Origin of the sequence: Stenotrophomonas sp. GD03819, from assembly GCF_029841665.1 — a bacterium.
Taxonomy (GTDB): Bacteria; Pseudomonadota; Gammaproteobacteria; order Xanthomonadales; family Xanthomonadaceae; genus Stenotrophomonas; species Stenotrophomonas geniculata.
The window spans coordinates 26,074-44,193 of sequence record NZ_JAOCEW010000020.1; the positions used below are offsets into that span (position 1 = coordinate 26,074).

At 66.4% G+C, this 18,120-nt stretch carries 16 protein-coding genes; 9 read left to right on the top strand and 7 right to left on the bottom strand.

Going from position 1 to position 18,120, the window contains the following annotated elements; genetic code table 11:
* The first annotated feature begins 7 nt into the window (after positions 1-7).
* Positions 8-2,410, top strand: a complete 2,403-nt coding sequence (locus N5D45_RS13270) for a TonB-dependent receptor (RefSeq protein ID WP_082587889.1) — start codon at positions 8-10, stop codon at positions 2,408-2,410.
* A complete protein-coding gene (locus tag N5D45_RS13275; RefSeq protein ID WP_057503754.1) occupies positions 2,410-3,711 on the top strand; it encodes an aminotransferase class V-fold PLP-dependent enzyme in 1,302 nt (433 codons plus the stop codon). Before N5D45_RS13270 ends, N5D45_RS13275 begins: the two co-directional genes overlap by 1 nt.
* Positions 3,712-3,933: 222 nt before the next feature.
* On the opposite strand, the gene N5D45_RS13280 is transcribed toward N5D45_RS13275, so the two are convergent.
* The 4 genes from N5D45_RS13280 to N5D45_RS13295 are packed head-to-tail and all read right to left on the bottom strand — an operon-like array spanning position 3,934 to position 7,806.
* Positions 3,934-5,448, bottom strand: a complete 1,515-nt coding sequence (locus N5D45_RS13280) for a PLP-dependent aminotransferase family protein (protein WP_057503753.1) — start codon at positions 5,446-5,448, stop codon at positions 3,934-3,936.
* 9 nt (positions 5,449-5,457) lie between these two features.
* Positions 5,458-6,057: a DUF6436 domain-containing protein gene (locus N5D45_RS13285; protein WP_010482120.1), complete on the bottom strand. Its 600-nt coding sequence runs from the start codon at positions 6,055-6,057 to the stop codon at positions 5,458-5,460.
* Positions 6,057-6,335, bottom strand: coding sequence for a hypothetical protein (locus tag N5D45_RS13290; protein WP_019336318.1), 279 nt, complete (start codon positions 6,333-6,335; stop codon positions 6,057-6,059). The genes N5D45_RS13285 and N5D45_RS13290 overlap by 1 nt, the downstream gene beginning before the upstream one ends.
* 55 nt (positions 6,336-6,390) lie before the next feature.
* On the bottom strand, positions 6,391-7,806 hold the full coding sequence (locus N5D45_RS13295) for a PLP-dependent aminotransferase family protein (protein WP_057503752.1): 1,416 nt from the start codon (positions 7,804-7,806) through the stop codon (positions 6,391-6,393).
* A gap of 183 nt (positions 7,807-7,989) precedes the next feature.
* On the opposite strand from N5D45_RS13295, the gene cyoA reads away from it, so the two are divergent.
* The 5 genes from cyoA to N5D45_RS13320 all read left to right on the top strand — a co-directional run bounded on the left by cyoA (position 7,990) and on the right by N5D45_RS13320 (position 12,658).
* Positions 7,990-8,895: a ubiquinol oxidase subunit II gene (cyoA, locus tag N5D45_RS13300; RefSeq protein WP_279939074.1), complete on the top strand. Its 906-nt coding sequence runs from the start codon at positions 7,990-7,992 to the stop codon at positions 8,893-8,895.
* A 5-nt stretch (positions 8,896-8,900) separates the two neighbouring features.
* Positions 8,901-10,877, top strand: a complete 1,977-nt coding sequence (gene cyoB, locus N5D45_RS13305; protein ID WP_010482112.1) for a cytochrome o ubiquinol oxidase subunit I — start codon at positions 8,901-8,903, stop codon at positions 10,875-10,877.
* Positions 10,874-11,509 carry a cytochrome o ubiquinol oxidase subunit III gene (cyoC, locus tag N5D45_RS13310; protein WP_010482111.1) on the top strand — a complete coding sequence of 212 codons (636 nt, stop codon included), beginning with the start codon at positions 10,874-10,876 and terminating at the stop codon, positions 11,507-11,509. Before cyoB ends, cyoC begins: the two co-directional genes overlap by 4 nt.
* 1 nt (position 11,510) lies before the next feature.
* Positions 11,511-11,843 (top strand): cytochrome o ubiquinol oxidase subunit IV, encoded by a 333-nt coding sequence (cyoD, locus tag N5D45_RS13315; protein WP_005411473.1) that lies wholly within the window; start codon positions 11,511-11,513, stop codon positions 11,841-11,843.
* 143 nt (positions 11,844-11,986) lie between these two features.
* Positions 11,987-12,658: an SCO family protein gene (locus N5D45_RS13320; protein ID WP_010482109.1), complete on the top strand. Its 672-nt coding sequence runs from the start codon at positions 11,987-11,989 to the stop codon at positions 12,656-12,658.
* Positions 12,659-12,794: 136 nt separating this feature from the next.
* Here N5D45_RS13320 and N5D45_RS13325 read toward each other — a convergent pair whose 3' ends face one another.
* Both N5D45_RS13325 and N5D45_RS13330 read right to left on the bottom strand, forming a co-directional pair.
* On the bottom strand, positions 12,795-13,388 hold the full coding sequence (locus N5D45_RS13325) for a hypothetical protein (protein WP_043401240.1): 594 nt from the start codon (positions 13,386-13,388) through the stop codon (positions 12,795-12,797).
* The gene (locus tag N5D45_RS13330; protein ID WP_010482107.1) at positions 13,388-15,154 is read right to left on the bottom strand and encodes a S8 family serine peptidase; all 1,767 of its coding nucleotides are present in this window, start codon (positions 15,152-15,154) and stop codon (positions 13,388-13,390) included. The genes N5D45_RS13325 and N5D45_RS13330 overlap by 1 nt, the downstream gene beginning before the upstream one ends.
* 329 nt (positions 15,155-15,483) lie before the next feature.
* Here N5D45_RS13330 and N5D45_RS13335 point away from each other — a divergent pair, with 329 nt between their 5' ends.
* Positions 15,484-15,924: a DUF2231 domain-containing protein gene (locus N5D45_RS13335; RefSeq protein WP_057503751.1), complete on the top strand. Its 441-nt coding sequence runs from the start codon at positions 15,484-15,486 to the stop codon at positions 15,922-15,924.
* Complete coding sequence (locus tag N5D45_RS13340) at positions 15,917-17,227, top strand: sorbosone dehydrogenase family protein (protein WP_279939075.1); 1,311 nt, start codon at positions 15,917-15,919, stop codon at positions 17,225-17,227. Before N5D45_RS13335 ends, N5D45_RS13340 begins: the two co-directional genes overlap by 8 nt.
* Before the next feature lie 90 nt (positions 17,228-17,317).
* Here the strand turns inward: N5D45_RS13340 and N5D45_RS13345 are convergent, their stop codons facing one another.
* Positions 17,318-17,980 carry an exopolysaccharide biosynthesis protein gene (locus N5D45_RS13345; protein WP_010482104.1) on the bottom strand — a complete coding sequence of 221 codons (663 nt, stop codon included), beginning with the start codon at positions 17,978-17,980 and terminating at the stop codon, positions 17,318-17,320.
* Positions 17,981-18,120: the final 140 nt, after the last annotated feature.

Here is an 18,120-nt window from a genome sequence, read left to right on the forward strand (position 1 = left end):
CCCTGCTGTGCATCGTTCGAAGCTTTCGCGTTCCATCCTCCTTGCCCTTTCCATGGCCAGCGCAGGAGGCGCGATCGCAGCGGAGGCCGATGCGATCGACGCCGCAGGCGGTAGCCGTGCCGTGCCCACCCAGCTCGATGCGATGCTGGTCACCGGTACCCGTGCCTCCAACCGCACCCAGTTCGAAACGCTGGCGCCGGTAGACGTGTTCACCAAGGAAGACATCACGTCCGTTGAATCCACCGACCTGAAGGATGTGCTGGCCCAGCTGGTGCCGTCGTTCGTGGTGCAGCGCCTGCCGATGGCGGACGGCCAAGTGTTCGTGCGCCCGGCGACCCTGCGTGGCCTGTCGCCGGACCAGACCCTGGTGCTGGTCAACGGTCGTCGCTTCCACCGCAGCGCGCTGCTCGGCAACCGTGGCGCGCAGGCCGCCGACCTGGCGCAGATTCCGACCAGTGCCATCAAGCGCATCGAGGTACTGCGTGATGGTGCGTCTGCGCAGTACGGCTCGGACGCCATCGCCGGTGTCATCAACATCATCCTCGAGGATGGTCCGGGCACCGAGATCACCGCCGGCTATTCGCAGTACGCGCAGGGGGACGGTGCCTCGCGCGACTTCAGTGCGCGCACCGGCTGGTCGCTGGGCGACTATGGCAGCCTGGTGCTGTTCGCTGAGTCGTCCAACTCCGACGCCACCTCGCGCACCCGCCAGCGCCCCGATGCCATCGCCTTCCAGGCGGCCCATCCGGAGCTGGACGTGCCCAACCCGGTGCAGCGCTGGGGCCAGCCGGACCTGGAAAGCCGCCGCGTTGGCTTCAACGTGAAGGCCAACGCCAGCGAGACGCTGGAGCTGTACGCGTTCGGTCTTTACAGCCACAGTGATGGCGTCAGCGATTTCAACTGGCGCAACCCGGACACCACCACCGGCGCCTACCGCACCACCGCCATTTTCCCGGGCTGGAACCTGCGTTCGCTGTACCCGGTGGGCTTCAGCCCGCAGTACGGCAACGTCCAGAACGATCTGCAGCTGGTCGGCGGCCTGCGCGGTGAGATCACGCCCAAGCTGCGCTGGGATGTCAGTGCTTCGTATGGTCGCAACGCCATCGACTACAGCCTGAAGAACTCGATCAATGCCTCGCTGGGTCCGGCCAGCCCGACCGCGTTCGATCTCGGCCGCCTGACCCAGACCGAGAAGAACGCCAACGCCGACGTCAACTACGAGTGGGAGGTGGGCGCGCTGTCCAAGCCGATCAACGTCGCCTTCGGCGGCGAGTTCCGCCAGGAGACCTACCAGGTGCGCGCCGGTGATCCGGCCTCGTACGCGGTGGGCCCGGGCGCGGTCGCGGGCTTGGAAGCCAACTCCAACGGCGCGCCGGGCTTCTCCGCCAGCCAGGCCGGGCAGTGGAGCCAGCGCAGCAAGGCCGCCTACGTGGATATGGAAGTGCCGCTGGGCGAGCGCTGGAGCATCGGTGCGGCCAGCCGCTACGAGGACTTCTCCAGCTTCGGCAGCACGCTGGACGGCAAGCTGTCGGCGCGCTTCGCGATCACGCCGGACGTAGCCCTGCGCGGTACCGTGTCCACCGGCTTCCGTGCACCGACGCCGGCGCAGCTCAACACCACCAGTACCACCCAGGGCCTGGACACGCGCACCCTGCAGATCTTCACCAGTGGCCGCCTGTCGCCGAACGATCCACTGGCGCAGCTGCTCGGTGCCAGGCCGCTGAAGCCCGAAGAATCGCGCACCGCCTCGCTGGGCCTGACCTGGCGCACCGACCTGGGCCTGTCCGGTTCGGTGGATGTCTACCAGATCAGGCTCACCGACCGCTTCAGCCAGTCGGCCAGCTTCGCCATTCCGGCCGGTACGCCCAATCCGCTGGGCTATACCTCGGTGAACTACTTCACCAACGACTTCGACACCACCACCACCGGCGTGGACGTGGTCGGCAATTACCTGCGCGACCTCGGCGCAGGCCGCATGACGCTGACCCTGGCCTACAACTACAACCGCACCCGCGTGGACAACGGCAGCACCTCGGTGGCGACCAACGAAACCCAGCGCGTGCTGTTCGAAGACCGCCTGCCCGAGCACAAGGGCAGCCTGACCGGCAGCTGGGACATCGGCGCCTGGTCGCTGATGGCGCGCATGCGCTACTACGGTGCCTGGACCGACTCCAGCGGCAATGCAGTGGGCGACATCTACCAGCGCTTCGGCGCGATGAGCTTCCTCGATCTGGCTGTTGGCTATCGCATCAACGAACATCACAGCCTGCGCGTGGGTGCCGACAACGTGTTCGACCGCTACCCGGATGAGGCCACGTTCCAGGCCAGCCGCGGCCTGATCTACTCGCGCAACGCGCCGTACGACACCGACGGTGCCAATCTGTACGCGCAGTACCGGCTGAGCTTCTGATGGACCCGGCCCGCCGTTCCCTTCTGCGTGCAGGCACCTTGCTGCCGGCTGCAGCTGCACTGTCTTCACTGCCCGCCACGGCTGCCGCGCGTTACGCTGCACCCATGCAGATTCCCGCAACGACCGTGGCGCCGGACGTGCTGGCCCGCGATGAAAACTACTGGACCGCCGTGGCCAGCCACTTCGACATCACCGACGAAGTGAACCATCTGGAGAACGGCTACTGGGGCGCGATGGGGCTTGAGACGCTGGCCAGTTACCAGCGCCACACCGCTGAAGTGAACCGTGGCAACGCCTGGTACGGCCGCCGTGAATTCCCGGCGCAGTACCTGGCAGTACAGCGGCAGGTGGCCGAGCTGCTGGGTGTGGGTGCGGATGAGATCGCACTGACTCGGGGCGCCACCGAGGCGATGCTGGCGTTGATTGGCGGCTACAACCGCCTGCAGCCCGGCGACCAGGTGCTGTATGCCGACATCGACTACGACAGCATGATCGGCGCGATGCGCTGGCTGCAGCAGCGCCGTGGCGTGCGAGTCGAGCGCATCGGGCTGCCGGCGGTGCCCGACCACGCGCAGATCCTGCAGGCCTACGAGGCCGCGTTCGCGCGGCTGCCACGCCTGAAACTGGTGCTGCTGACCCAGGTCAGCCATCGCCACGGGCTGGTGCTGCCGGTGGCCGAGATTGCCGAGCGTGCGCGCGCACGCGGTATCGATGTGATCGTCGATGCTGCGCATGGGTTTGGCCAGATCGACTACGCGGTGCCACAGCTGAAGGCCGATTTCGTTGGCATCAACCTGCACAAATGGATCGGTGCGCCGGTCGGCGTCGGCGCGATGTACGTGCGCAGGGGCCGCGTTGCGGACCTCGACCCGTACATGGGCGAGACCGACGACGGCCGCGTGGGCAGTCGCGTACACACCGGCACGGTCAACTTCGCCGCCTACCTGGCACTGCCGGAAGCGATCGCGCTGCACCAGCGCATCGGCGTGGCCAACAAGCAGGCGCGCCTGCGCTACCTGCGCGAGCGCTGGACGCTGCCGGCACGGCAGATGGCGCATATCGAAGTGCTGTCTTCGCCCGATCCGGCGCTGGCCAGCGCCTTGGCCAGCTTCCGTCTGCGTGGGCGCACCAACGTGGCAGACAACATGGCGCTGCAGAAGCGCCTGCTGGACGAGCATCGCGTGTTCACCACGCATCGCGACGGGTTGGACTCCGGCGCCTGCGTGCGGGTGACGCCGTCGGTGTTCACCCGGCCGCAGCAGATGGATGCGCTGGTGCAGGCGCTCTCCGCCCTGGCCTGACCCTGCTTGGGTAGGTGCCAACCTTGGTTGGCACATTCCGACCGTGCCGGGGAATCGTCCGCCGGGCAGGGCCCGGCGCTACCGCTCTTCTCCAGCCTGGTGGGTGCCGACCGTTGGTCGGCACACCCTATCCACGCATGGCGTGCACGGACATTGCCAATCAAGGTTGGCATCTACCGAAGCGGATCCCGTAGATCCACGCCCTGCGTGGATGCTCTCCGCCTACCGCTCGATCGCCGGTAACGCATCGGACAACAACAACCGGTCAATCCGCCGCAACGCGCTCTCCAGCTGCCGGCGATCCGCTGCCAGCCCCAGCGACAACCGCACGCCGTTCTGACGCTGCACCCCGGGCGGGCAAAACGCCGATGAAGGAGCGATGGCCAGCCCCTGCAACTGCGCGGTACGCACCAGCGTGGCGTCGGTCCATGGTGCCGGCACCCGACACCAGGCATGCAGGCCTTCGGCGCGTAGCAGCAGCGACGGCGCCAGCAGGTAGCGCGCCATGCGCATGCGCTCGCGGGCCTCGGTGCGCACCTGCGCCAGCAGTGACTGTGCCGAACCATCCAGCAGCAGCTGGCTGGCCAGCGCTGAGACCAACGGGTGCCCCATCAGCCGGGTGGCGCGTAGGGCCGATGCCATTGCCTCGGCGTGCGCAGCGTTCGGGCACTGCACGAACGCGGTGCGCAGGCCAGGGCTGATCACCTTCGACAGCGTCGCCACATAGAACACATGGCGCGGTGCCAGCGTTGCCAGCGGTATCGGTGCCTCTTCGGCAAGATGCCAGTACGGATCATCTTCGATCGCCAGCAGGCCCTCGCTTTCCAATATGCGTGCCAGCGCTTCGCGCCGCTGCAACGGCAATGTCAGTGCGGTCGGGTTCTGGCAGGTGGGGTTGAGATAGACCAGCCGCGCGCCACCTTCGCGTGCCTGCCGCACCAGCGCCTCGGGGCACATGCCGTGCTCGTCGCCTTCCACCGGAACCAGCCGCCGGCCAAGCGCCCCCGCGGCCTGCAGCAGCCCCGGGTAGACCAGCGTGTCGCACAGGATTGCGTCGCCATCGCGGCCCTGGCTGACCAGGATCGCGGCCAGTGCCACCTGTGCGCCTTCGGTCAGCAGCAGGCAGTTGTCAGCCACGACGCCCAGCATCGGCTGCAGCCAGCGCGCCGCGGCATGGCGATCAGTGGGGTTGCCGCCCCCCAGGTGATAGGTCATCAGGTTCGGTGCGTTGCTGCGCGCAAGCACGGCGGCGGCGCCGCGACGCAGCGTCTCCGCCAGCGCGTCGGCATCAGGCACCGGCGGCACGTTCATGCTCAGGTCCACCGCCTGGTCGAAGCCGGCCTTGGGCGGTGCGATGAAGCTGCCCTGTGGTCCACGCGCTTCGATCAGGCCACGCTTGCGTGCTTCATCGAAGGCGCGGGTGACCGTGGTCAGGTCGATGCCCAGCTGCTGCGCCAACGCGCGCTGCGAGGGCAGGCGCTGTCCCGGTGCCAGACCACCACGGCGCACCGTGCGTTCCAGCGAATTGACGATGCGCAGGTAGATCGGACCGCTGTGCGCGAGCACGTCCTGCACCCACTCGCGCGCTGCGACATCCGGTCGCGGCATGTACGGAGCATGTCGGGGCGTATCGTTGCTTCCAACGGCGGGAGCCTGTCCATAACCATCGGTCGGTTCGGACAGGTGACCGCCGTTGTTGTTTGCGGCGGTCGCGCCACCCAGAGCCAGTGATGTCATTGCGCGTCCTCAGCGCTTGGCCTGCCAGGGGCAGTAGCAGCCCACGGCAAGCAGTCCCTTGGGGCGCACGGTTTCGCCGCGCACCAGTCTGTCCAGCAGCGGTTCGACGAAACTGTTGGCCGAGTTGCAGACCATGCCGATGCTGTACGGGCCGGCGTAGGCCAGATGGCCCTGCCGGTCCCAGATCGCCACCGCAGGGCTGGCCGGGATGTGCTCGATGCCGTCGATGGACGGCAGGTTGATCACCTTGTTGCGCAGCGGCTCGGGCAGTTCGCCCTGCGTGCCAGGGCGACGGATCGCGTAGAAGTCGATGCCGGCGCGGCGGTACATGCTGATCAGGTAGCTCAGGTGGGCACCGGTCTCGCGGTTGCACACCCCGCAGGCCGGGTCCCAGAAATGCACCACGCGGATGCGGCCGGTATCTCCGGCCAGATCGGCCGGCAGGCGCAGCTGCGAGTCGTCGAAGACGATGGCCTGTTCGGTGAACGTGGACTGCGCGCTGTAACCGAAGTACTGCCACAGTGCAGCCGCCACGCCGGCCATGAACAGGCAGGCGAGGGCGATCATCGTCGGCAGCAGCCAGCGGCGGCGCGGCGCGGCTGCGCCCATCAGGAGTCTTCCCGGCCGAACTTGTGCACGTACTGCTTGCGCATCTCGCGGCAGGAATCGGCCTGCGCGCGACGCTGGATCTCGCTACGCGACGGATCCTCGCTGCGCTGCAGGCACTGCTCGATGGCATGGCGTTCGGCGGCCTGTACGTCCACGGTCTGTGGCTGCAGGCAGACCCAGGCCAGCGCGGCCAGCATCAGCACGACAAAGCCGCCGCAACCGGCCATCACCAGGTGGAACTTCAGTTTCTCGGCGCGCATCGATGCACGTCCCTTCATCCATACATTGCATACAAAATATCATCTTGTATGGATGTCGTGCCACGTGGACGACTCAGACGATGGCGCTGTGCCGGGCCTCGGGGGCTTCAGACAGGATCTCGTTCAGCTTGGCCAGCGCCCCGGCCAGCGCGCCTTGGTCGACCGCGCCGCCCAGCGACAGTCGGATGGCGTTGCCCGGCGGCGGTTCTTCCACGCTGAAGGCGTCGGAACTGGCGATGCCCAGGCCCTGTTCCTGCGCGGCCTGGATCAGCCGGTACTGGTCAAGCCGTGGCGGCAGCGGCAGCCACACATGCAGGCCGGCCGGATGCGCCTGGGCACGGGACGGCAGGTACTGCGCGGCAATGGCCTGGCGCTCGCGCAGTTCCTGCTGGAAGCGCTGCACCATGTCCTGGGCCTGGCCACTGCGGATCCACTGCGAGGCCACCGCCACCATCGACTGGGTCGGCATCAGTGCGATCGCGCGCAGGGCGTCCAGCACCGGCTCCATCGGCTCGCCGGCCGGCACCACCAGGTAAGCGGTGCGCAGGCCCGGGGCCAGGCACTTGGACAGGGTGGAGATGTAGTAGACCGGGCAGCCGGCGTCGCGATGGGCGGCCAACGGCGGCGCGGCATCCCCGGCCAGCAACCAGTAGGGATCGTCTTCGATCACGGTCAGATCGTGGCGCTTGGCAACCGCCAGCAGGGCCTGCCGGCGTTGTGCCGACATCGTCGCGGTGGTCGGGTTCTGGATGGTCGGTACCAGGTACAGCAGGCGCGGGCGGCGCAGCTGGCAGGCTTCTTCCAGTGCCTCGGGCAGCATGCCTTCGGCGTCCATCGCCACCGGCACCACGCCCCGCTGCAGCACGCGCGCGGCGGCCAGCAGGCCCGGGTAGGTCAGCTGCTCGGCGGCGATCAGCTCGCCTGGCTGGGTGCGGGCCAGGATCAGCGCGCACAGCGCGGTCTGCGCACCGGGGCAGATCACTACCTGGTCGGTGCCGACCGTCGCCAGGATCGGTGCCAGCCACTGTACGGCGGCGGCGCGGTCCTCGCGGGTACCGGCGCCGACGTGGTAGCTCATCAGTTCACCCTGGCCCAGCTGCTGGCCCACGTGCTGGAAGCCGGCTTCCATGCCCTGCGCGAACGGCGCGCTGCCCAGCAGCGGCGGGATGTTCATGCTCAGGTCGACCGAGGTGCTGCGGTTGCCGGCCGACAGCGCGATGAAGGTGCCGCCCGCGCCCTGCGCGTCGAGCAGGCCGGCCTGGCGCAGTTCGGCAAAGGCGCGGGTGACCGTGGTCAGGTCCACGCCCACCTGCTGGGCCAGGTCGCGCTGCGGCGGCAGGCGGTCGCCCGGGCGCAGCACGCCGTCATCCACCGCCTCGCGCACCTGCTGGGCAATCTGCAGGTACAGCGGGCCGGCGCCCTCGCGGAAGGGGCGGACCCAGGTGCGATTGGGGCGTTTCAGGCGGCGGCCGGCGGCAGGTGGCGTCATCGGTCAGATTTTTCCATACGTGCAGATGCACAAGTCCATACAATGCTGTATCTTGTATGGGCTTGATTGGATTGGTTCGCCTGCTTGTAGGCGACCTCGTACCCACAGTGTAGCCGCTCCACGCCCGGGCGCTGCGCGCAGGCGAGCCGGTCAAGCGCGCTTCTTCAACAGGGTTGACCTCCAATGAATATCTGCTGGAACCGCATCCGCCTGGCGCTGGTCGCCCTGGCCTGCGTCGGCCTGTCGGGCTGTGACTGGGTGCTGCTGGATTCGAAGGGCATGGTCGGGCTCGCCCAGCGCGACCTGATCCTGATCTGCATCGGCCTGATGCTGATCGTGGTGATACCGGCCATCGTGCTGACCTTCGTGTTCGCGTGGCGCTACCGCGCTGGCAACACCAAAGCGAAATACACGCCGGACTGGTCGCACTCCACCAAGGTGGAGATCGTGGTCTGGGGCGTGCCGCTGATCATCATCGCGGTGCTGGCGGTGATCGTGTGGAAGTCGACCCACGAGCTGGACCCCTACAAGCCGCTGGACGTGGCTGGCGAACCGCTGCACGTGGACGTGATCGCCACCGACTGGAAGTGGGTGTTCGTGTACCCGGACCTGGGCATCGCCACGGTCAACCAGCTCAACTTCCCGGCCAATCGTCCGCTGGCATTCAACGTCACCTCCAACTCGACGATGAATACCTTCTTCATCCCGCAGCTGGGTGGGCAGATCTACGCGATGGCCGGCATGCGCACGCAGCTGCACCTGATCGCCAACGAACCCGGCCAGTTCCGTGGCATGTCCGGCAACTACAGCGGGCATGGCTTCTCGAACATGAAGTTCATCGCCACTGCCAGCAGCAACGAAGACTTCGAGCGCTGGGTGGCCGAAGTGCGCAGCGCGCCCGACGCGCTCAGCTTCACGCAGTTCAAGGCGCTGGCCGCGCCGTCGAAGAACGCACCGGTGCAGCACTTCTCCAGTGTTGAACCGTTGCTGTTCAAGAAGGTCATCGACCAGTTCATCGGCGTCGGTGAGAACACCGCTGCTGCTACCCCGGCGGGCGCTGCCGGCGGTGCTCAGGTTTCCCAGGAGTAACGAACATGTTGGGTAAATTGACGTGGGAGGCCGTGCCGCTGCACGAGCCGATCGTCGTGGTCACATTGGCGGCCATGGTGCTGGGTGGCCTCGCGCTGCTTGGCGCAGTGACGTACTTCAAGCTGTGGGGCCCGCTGTGGCGCGACTGGTTCACCACCGTGGACCACAAGAAGATCGGCATCATGTATGTGGTGGTGGCGCTGGTCATGCTGGTGCGTGGCTTCGCCGACGCGCTGATGATGCGCGCGCAGCTGGCCGCGGCCGGGCCGGGCAGTGATGGCTTCCTGCCACCGGAGCACTACGACCAGATCTTCACCGCGCACGGCGTGATCATGATCTTCTTCGTGGCCACCCCGTTCGTGGTCGGCCTGATGAACATCATCGTGCCGCTGCAGATTGGTGCGCGCGACATGGCGTTCCCGTTCCTCAACGCCTTCAGCTTCTGGATCTTCGTGGTCGGCGCAGCGCTGATGATGATCTCGCTGGGCGTTGGCGAATTCGCCATGACCGGCTGGGTGGCCTATCCGCCGCTGTCGGGCATCGAGTTCAGCCCAGGCGTGGGTGTTGATTACTACATCTGGGCGTTGCAGGCATCCGGTATCGGCACCTTGCTGACCGGCGTCAACCTGTTCATCACCATCCTGCGCATGCGTGCGCCGGGCATGACCCTGATGAAGATGCCGGTGTTCACCTGGACCGTGCTGGTCACCAGCGTGATCATCATCGCCGCCTTCCCGATCCTGACCGTGGCGCTGGGCGCGCTCACCCTGGATCGCTACCTCGACTTCAACTTCTACACCAACACATTGGGTGGCAACCCGATGATGTACGTGAACCTGGTGTGGGCCTGGGGCCATCCGGAGGTGTACATCCTGGTGCTGCCGGCGTTCGGCATCTTCTCTGAAGTCACGGCCACGTTCGCGCGCAAGAAGCTGTTCGGTTACAAGTCCATGGTGGGCGCCACGCTGGCGATCGGCATCCTGTCGTTCATCGTCTGGCTGCACCACTTCTTCACCATGGGCTCCGGTGCCAGCGTCAATGCCTTCTTCGGCATCATGACGATGATCATCGCCATCCCCACCGGGGTGAAGATCTTCACCTGGCTGTTCACCATGTATGGCGGCCGCGTCGAGTTCAGCGTGCCGATGCTGTGGACCATCGCCTTCCTGGTCACCTTCACCATCGGTGGCATGACCGGCGTGCTGCTGGCCATCCCGGGCGCGGACTTCCTGCTGCACAACAGCCTGTTCCTGGTCGCGCACTTCCACAACACCATCATCGGCGGCGCGTTGTTCGGCTACCTGGCCGGCTTCGCCTACTGGTTCCCGAAGGTGTTCGGCTTCACCCTCAACGAGCGCCTGGGCAAGTGGTCGTTCGCCTGCTGGGTGATCGGCTTCTACCTGGCCTTCATGCCGCTGTACATGCTGGGCTTCATGGGCATGACCCGTCGCATGAACCAGTACGACAACCCGGCGTGGACGCCGTACCTGATCGCTGCCTTCATCGGCGCGCTGTTCGTGTTCGCGGGCATCATCCTGATGCTGGTGCAGATCTACGTGAGCGTTCGCGACCGCAAGCGCAACCTGGACCTGACCGGCGACCCGTGGAATGCGCGCACGCTGGAATGGGCCACGCCGTCGCCGCCGCCGTTCTACAACTTCGCGGTGGTGCCCAAGGCCGATGAGCTGGACGCCTTCCACGAAGCGAAGAAGCGCGGCCTGCCGCCGCCGCCGAAGACGTACGCGCCGATCCACATGCCGAAGAACACCGGCGTGCCGCTGATCCTCAACATCTGGATCCTGGTGCTGTGCTTCGCCCTGGTCTGGCACATCTGGTGGATGGCCGCGGCCAGCTTCATCGCGATGATCGTCACCCTGATCGTGCGGTCCTACGACGAGGACGTGGACTACTACGTCAGTTCCGAAGAGGTGGCGCGCACTGAAGCGGCCAACCTTGCCAAGCTGAAGGAGGTACGCGCATGAACCTGTTGACCCGCCCCGAGCTGGCCACCGGCACGCAGGCACACGAGGACCACCACGAACACGACCACAGCCACGAGCAGGGCGGCATGAAGGTGTTCGGCATGTGGGTCTACCTCATGTCCGACCTGGTGCTGTTCGGTTCGCTGTTCGCCTCGTACGCGGTGCTCAGCACCGCCTACGCCGGCGGCCCCACCGGCAAGGAGCTGTTCTCGCTGCCGTTCGTGATGGCCGAGACCTTCCTGCTGCTGGTCTCCAGCATCACCTACGGCCAGGCCGTACTGGCGATGCACCGCCACGACACCTCGGCGGTGCTGCGCTGGCTGGGCGTGACCTTCGTGCTCGGTGCCTCGTTCATCGGCATGGAGATCTATGAGTTCTCGCACCTGATCCACGAAGGCGCAGGCCCCAGCACCAGTGCCTACCTGTCGGCGTTCTTCGCGCTGGTCGCCACCCACGGCCTGCACGTGGCCAGCGGCCTGATCTGGATGGCGGTGGTCATGCACCAGGTCTACCGCCGTGGCCTGACCCCGACCAACATCACCCGCGTGTCGTGCCTGAGCCTGTTCTGGCACTTCCTGGACCTGGTGTGGATCTGCGTCTTCACCTTCGTCTACCTGATCGGAGCCTTCTGACATGGCCCACGTCGAAACCTCGCGCGCCGGCAATGCGCACGGCTCCACCAAGTCCTACCTGATCGGCTTCGTGCTGTGCGCGCTGCTGACCGTGGTGCCGTTCGCGCTGGTGATGAACCCGGTGCTGTCGCGTCCGCTCACGCTGTTCCTGCTGGTCGGCTTCGCGGTGGCGCAGATCCTGGTGCAGCTGGTCTATTTCCTGCACATGGACCGCAAGTCCGAAGGTGGCTGGAACCTGGCCAGCTTCGTGTTCACCCTGGTGATCCTGTTCATCATCGTCGCGTTGTCGGTGTGGATCATCTGGAGCATGCACTACCACATGATGATCAACTGACCGTGGCCGGGGTGATCGGCACGGATCGCGCGATCACCCCGGCACCTCAGCCCTCTTTTCCCCCAAGGGCAGGCCTGACCGAGACCCCGCCCGCATCTGCGTTGGTGGTACCCGTGAAGCGTCCTGCTGCTGTTGTCCGTTCGTTGTTCTCTCCCCGTTTCCGCCTGCCGCTGCTGGCAGGCCTGGCCATCGGCCTGCTGGCTGGCTGCAGTGCGCAGTCGCGCATGGACTTCTACTCCAAGGACATCGCCTGCGAAGAACTTGGCCAGCAGTGGTCGATGCCCGACAGCCACGGCACCGTGCGTGGCCCGAAGGACCTGCAGGGGCAGGTGACCTATCTGTTCTTCGGTTTCACCAGCTGCCCGGATGTGTGCCCGACCACCATGGTCGAGCTGAGTCAGGTCAAGCACCTGATGGGCAAGGATGCCGACCAGCTGCAGGTGGTGTTCGTCAGCGTCGACCCGGCGCGTGATACGCCGGAGGTGGCGCGCACCTATGTGGAAGCCTTCGACCCCAAGGCGATCGCACTGGTTGGCAACGAAGCGCAGTTGGCCGCGATGGCCAGCGACTTCAAGGCGTTCTATGAGAAAGAGCCCGGCCAGGTGCCGGAGACCTACACCATGAGCCACATCGCCGGTGGCTACGTGTTCGACCGCCAGGGCCGCCTGCGCCTGTTCGCGCCCTATGGCATGCCGGTGGACAAGCTGTTCTCCGACGTGCAGCGCCTGCTGCTGGAGCCCGCTCATCCAGCCGCCGGCAACGACGCGCTGGCCAGCTGCAGCCGCAAACACAGCGACACACTCGCCGCCCGCTGACGCTGGTGGGTGCCAACCTTGGTTGGCACGTCTGGATCTGCTGTTGGTGGGTGCCGACCGTTGGTCGGCACATCCCCCCACACCCATCCCCCGGCCGGCCAGGAGAGCCAACCGGCCGGGGGCACCACTCAACGCCTTACTTGGTTTCTTCCCACTGCACCACGTCCGGCTCGGCCGCCTTGATGCCGGCGGTCGACAGCAGCTTGGTGGTCGCATCCAGCGCCGCGTTCACCGACGGGTACTCCACAATCGCGCGGCCGGAGGCCTTGGATACCTTCACCACGGTGCCGCCGGTGGCGGTGGCCGCACGCTGGGCCGAGGCCGCATCGGTGAAGAACACCTTGACCCGCGAGGTCGCCACCACTGGCGCGCCATCGTTGGAGACAGCGGCCGCAAACTTGCTGGCGCCGGCATCCGCACGTGCGGCCACACCGGTAGACGCATCGGTGGACCGCTTGCTGCGGGTACCGACGGCCGCCGCGCTGGCATCAGCCCCGGTCGTGATCCGGAACTGGCCGCCGCTGGCCGGCTGCACGGTTGCCGACGGCGCCAGCTGGAAGCGCGCGCCGCCCACATTGAACGAACGGCCGGTGGCCTCCGCCTTCAACTGCTGCGTGTCTACGGTCGACAAGGTCTTCGCCGGAGGTGTCTGGCCCGAACTCTGTGCCCAGGCGGTGGTGGTCATCGCCGCGAGGGCGAGGGTGCTCAACAGAATGGTCGTCTTCATCATCAGTGCCCCAGAACGCGGATCTTGAAGAATTCGAGGTTGCCACGCGATGCAGCGTTCGCGGCCTGCCCCAGGTCGGTGACTTCCAGCGTCCAGGTGCCCGTGGCGTTCTCATCCAGGAAGGCATTGCTGGACAGCAGGTCCCAGTTGGTGAAGTTGCGCTGGACACCATTGAGGCCAGAGCCGATCGCGGTGAATGCCGGCTGCACCACGCTGCGCGTGCCACTGGGCGAGACCAGCACGAACTGCAGCTGGCGGGTGTTGCTGTGATTGACCCGGAAGCCGAGCTGCACGCTTTCGATGTTGCGCGCGCCATTGGCCAGCTGGAAGGTCAGGCGAGCAGCAGCGGCCGAGGTATTGCCGATGGCTACGGTGCGCGTCGTGTTGCGCCAGCCGCTGTCCACCAATGCACCCAGCGACTGGAAGTTCTCGGCGACCTCTACTGCACGGGCGGCGTTGACCACGCCGAAGCCGTACCAGTTGCTGTAGGCGCGGCCGGCGGCATTCACCGTCCAACCCGGCACCAGCACGCGGCCATCGGAGTGCGTGACCGCCGCCCGGTTCGGGTCATTGCGGGTGGCCGTGGTGGCCAGGATGTACTTCACATCGCGGTAGGACAGGTTTGGATTGGTTTCCAGCAGCAGTGCCGCCACGCCCGACACCATCGGCGTGGCCGCCGAGGTACCGTTCATCTTGCCGGTGTAGTTGCAGGTGCTGTCGATGGCGGACTGATCGCCGTCCAATGTGTTGCGCAGGCTCGTATTCTTGTTGCTGCCCTGCGCGCAGCCGGTGACGTCGGTGGTGAGGATGGCCGGATCGTAGCGGATCGCCAGCTGCCCCGGCACGACCTGCCGCTGCCAGCCATTCTCGCCGCCGAAGCCGGACACCCACAGCGCCGAGCCGGTGGACGAGTAGGACGAGCGCACGCCATCGGCGCGCACGGCGGCAACAGTGATCACGTTGAACAGGTTGTTGCGCGGATCGCGGCCGGCCGGAATGCAGCCCGTGTTGCGGTTCTTGGTGTCTGCCGAGCAGATGTCGGTGCCATCCGAGCGTGCGCCGTTGTTGTGGTTGTTGCCGGCGGCTTTCACGTAGATGCCACCGCGCCCGCCACGGGTGCCGGACATGGCCTGCTCATAGGCGGTGATGTCGTTCTGGCTGTAGGCCAACGGCAGGTTGGGGTTGCCCGGGCTGGAGCCCCAGCTGTTGTTGAAGACCCCCACGTCGGCCACTTCGGCGCCGTCCCACCACGAGTACTCGATGTTGGAATTCGAGTTGCCCTGGGCATTGGATGCCAGGAAATTGAAGCCCTTGAGTGTGGCGGCTGAGGCCACTCCGCGCACGCCCAGGTTGTTGGCGCCCACCGCACCGGCGATACCGCCGACCATGGTGCCGTGATTGTCGCGGTCCGGATTGGACGGTGAGGGATTGTTGCTCTGGTTGGCGAAGTTCTTGCCCGCGACCGCCGCGACGTTGGCGGCCAGGTCCGGGTGGGCGATCTGCAGGCCGTCATCGACGATGGCGATGGTGACGCCCTGGCCACGGATGCCATTGCGGAACAGGCCATCCACGTTGAGATCGTTGCCGGCCACCGGCAGCGTATCGCCCAGTACGGCCTGCCCGGTGTTGAGCAGATGCCACTGACGCCCGGCCAGCGGATCGGCCTGCTGGGCCTGGGCGGTGACGGCCAGGCTGCCCAGCACCAGGGCAGTGGCAAGGGCCAGGCGCGCGGAGCGTGGTGGCGCGGAGCGTTGCGTGTGTCGCTTCATACACGAATCCTTCTGTTGTGAATCGGCATGGCAGGACGGCGGGGCGGAACTGCCCCATCGCAACGAGCCAAACGCGACACAACGAACAACCCCCTACCTCTTCACACACCCAATCTGCAGATGTGCCGATTGCGTCACAAACGCTTATGCCGCGGGGTAATGACGACTGCGCATTCCTGTAGAGCCGAGCCCATGCTCGGCTGATCGGACGGTCCCGTGTGTAAAGCAGCCGAGCATGGGCTCGGCTCTACACAAGCGGTGTCATCGCGCGCCCTCACATCTGGCTGTGCTACTACAGCCCGTGCACCCTTCCGCGTCGGAGCACGATGATGGTCAATCCGCTCGCCCAAGCCCACCGCGGCCTCGGCACCACGCTGTTCAGCCTGTTGAACCCGATACCCTTCGGCTTCTTCGTCGGTGTATTGATCTTCGACGCGATCTATCTCAACAGCGCCGAGGTGATGTGGGGCAAGGCCGCTGCCTGGCTGATCACCTTCGGCCTGCTGATCGCCATCATTCCGCGCCTGATCAACCTGTTCGCGGTCTGGCGCCGCAGCGGTACCGCCACCCGTATCGACCGCATCGACTTCTTCCTCAACCTGGTCGCGGTGGTGCTGGCCATCTGGAACGCGTTCGTGCACAGCCGCGATGCGTATGCCGCTGCCGTGCCGGGTACGATCCTGTCGGCGCTGACCGTGGCCCTGATCGCCCTGGGTCTGATCCTGCTGTCACTGCAGCCGCCGGTGCTGCAGGGAGGTCGTCATGGCTAAGCACATCCTGCCCACCGTCGCCGCGCTGGCACTGGCCGTCACTCTGTCGGCCTGCGCGGGCAAGGCCGAATATCACCCCACCGACCAGTCCGGCGCAAAGCCACCGCTGCCGGCACCGAAGAACTTCCTGATGCCGCCAATGCAGGTGCCACGCGGCGTGGGCTGGGCCGATGGCCAGTCACCCACGGTGGCCGAAGGCCTGAAGATCGAGCGCATCGCCGCCAACCTGCAGCATCCGCGGCGCCTGCTGACCCTGCCCAACGGCGATGTGCTGGTGGTGGAAGGCAACGGCCCCGGCGAAGAACCGGTCACCACGCCCAAGCAGTGGATTGCCGGCAAGGTGAAGGCGCGCTCGGGCAAGGCCGGCAAGGGCGGCAACCGGGTTACCCTGCTGCGCCGCACGCCGGGAACGAACACCTGGACCCAGCACGTCTACATCGAGGGCCTGCACTCGCCGTTCGGCATCCAGTTGATCGGTGACACGCTGTACGTGGCCAACACCGGCAACATCATGCAGTACCACTACGTGCCCGGCGAAACCCGCATGTCCGACAAGGGCCGCGAGTTCACCGACCTGCCCAGCACCATCAACCACCACTGGACCAAGGAACTGCTGGCCAGCCGCGATGGCCGCAAGCTGTACGTGGGCGTGGGTTCCAACAGCAACATCACCGAGAATGGCCTGGCCGTCGAATACCGCCGCGCGGTGGTGCTGGAAGTGGACGTGGCCACCCATGGCAGCCGCATCTTCGCCTCGGGCATCCGCAACCCGACCGGCCTGGACTGGGAGCCGAGCACCGGAAAGTTGTGGGCTGTTGCGAACGAACGCGATGAGATCGGTGCCGACCTGGTGCCGGATTACCTGACCTCGGTGAAAGAAGATGGTTTCTACGGTTGGCCCTACAGTTACTACGGCCAGCACGTGGACGAGCGCGTGCAGCCGCAGCGGCCGGACCTGGTGGCCAAGGCGATCGTGCCGGACTACGCCATCGGCTCGCACGTGGCGCCGCTGGGCCTGCTGTTCTACACCGGCCAGGCACTGCCGGCGCAGTACCACGGCGGTGCCTTCATCGGCGAACACGGCAGCTGGGACCGTTCGCCGCTGAGCGGGTACGAAGTGGTGTACGTACCGTTCAAGGACGGCAAGCCGACCGGGCGGCCACAGACTGTGGTCAGTGGCTTCGCCTCGAAGGACGAGAAGACGCTGATGGGTGCGCCGGTGGGGATGGCCATGGATGCAGAGGGCGCGCTGCTGGTCGCCGACGACGTGGGCGACGTGGTGTGGCGGGTGTCGGCCAAGTAGTTCTGTAGAGCCGAGCCCATGCTCGGCTGCTCTTGGTTCGGTGCACGGAAACCCGCGCGGTGCGCGCGTAAGCCGAGCATGGGCTCGGCTCTACAGTTCCGCAGTACTGCTGCGGAACCCGCTGAACACCGACTCGGCAGCAAACCCGACGCCGCCCAGCAGCACGCCGAAATACACCACCGTGGCCACCACGAAGCCGTAACCGGCCGCCACCGCCGCGCCATCGCGCTGGATGAAGCCGATTGCAAAGGACATCAGCGCCAGCGCCGGCAGCGTGTTGCTGAAGGGTATCGGCCCGGCGGGCGCCATCAGCAGCAGGGTCGCGAACACCAGCATCAGGTTGTTCAGGCGCATCATCTTCTTCGAGCGCACCATCACCGCCAGCCGCATCGGCCGCGACAGCCGCTCCATGCGGTGCACCCACTTCAGCGCACGGCCCAGGTTGGCCTTCAGCTTGTCGGTGGCGATCTCGCGGCGCGCCAGCTTCTGCGGCACCCACAGCGGGCGGTTGCGCACCCGGCTCAGGCCGATGAGCAGGATCGAGGCGCCGAACACGGTGCTCAGCCCCGGAATCGACACCGGAATGATGAAGATGGCCGAGAGCAGGATCACGATCAGCAGCAGGCCTTCATCGCCCAGCGCACTGAGCAGGGTGCCGACGCTGACCTGCTCGCCGGGCAGCTCGTCGATCATCTGCTCGATCTGCTGGGCCAGAGGCGCACTGTCGTTGGTTTCGGGGGCACGGTAGGTCATGCGTCGCAAGGTTCTCCAGGGAAGGGCGGTCAGCGGGCCGTCCTGCGGTGGGGGACGCACAGGCTCCCGCAGTATCCCGGCCAACGTGGGCAAAGAGGTGAACCGGGCATGAGGGGGTAAACTGGCGTGCCCCGCACGAG

Coding starts and splice junctions, on each gene's coding strand:
- N5D45_RS13275 (WP_057503754.1), top strand. CDS start 2,410: ATGGACCCGGCCCGCCGTTCCCTTCTGCGTGCAGGCACCTTGCTGCCG.
- N5D45_RS13280 (WP_057503753.1), bottom strand. CDS start 5,448: ATGACATCACTGGCTCTGGGTGGCGCGACCGCCGCAAACAACAACGGC.
- N5D45_RS13285 (WP_010482120.1), bottom strand. CDS start 6,057: ATGGGCGCAGCCGCGCCGCGCCGCCGCTGGCTGCTGCCGACGATGATC.
- N5D45_RS13290 (WP_019336318.1), bottom strand. CDS start 6,335: ATGAAGGGACGTGCATCGATGCGCGCCGAGAAACTGAAGTTCCACCTG.
- N5D45_RS13295 (WP_057503752.1), bottom strand. CDS start 7,806: ATGACGCCACCTGCCGCCGGCCGCCGCCTGAAACGCCCCAATCGCACC.
- cyoA (WP_279939074.1), top strand. CDS start 7,990: ATGAATATCTGCTGGAACCGCATCCGCCTGGCGCTGGTCGCCCTGGCC.
- cyoB (WP_010482112.1), top strand. CDS start 8,901: ATGTTGGGTAAATTGACGTGGGAGGCCGTGCCGCTGCACGAGCCGATC.
- cyoC (WP_010482111.1), top strand. CDS start 10,874: ATGAACCTGTTGACCCGCCCCGAGCTGGCCACCGGCACGCAGGCACAC.
- cyoD (WP_005411473.1), top strand. CDS start 11,511: ATGGCCCACGTCGAAACCTCGCGCGCCGGCAATGCGCACGGCTCCACC.
- N5D45_RS13325 (WP_043401240.1), bottom strand. CDS start 13,388: ATGATGAAGACGACCATTCTGTTGAGCACCCTCGCCCTCGCGGCGATG.
- N5D45_RS13330 (WP_010482107.1), bottom strand. CDS start 15,154: ATGAAGCGACACACGCAACGCTCCGCGCCACCACGCTCCGCGCGCCTG.
- N5D45_RS13335 (WP_057503751.1), top strand. CDS start 15,484: ATGGTCAATCCGCTCGCCCAAGCCCACCGCGGCCTCGGCACCACGCTG.
- N5D45_RS13340 (WP_279939075.1), top strand. CDS start 15,917: ATGGCTAAGCACATCCTGCCCACCGTCGCCGCGCTGGCACTGGCCGTC.
- N5D45_RS13345 (WP_010482104.1), bottom strand. CDS start 17,980: ATGACCTACCGTGCCCCCGAAACCAACGACAGTGCGCCTCTGGCCCAG.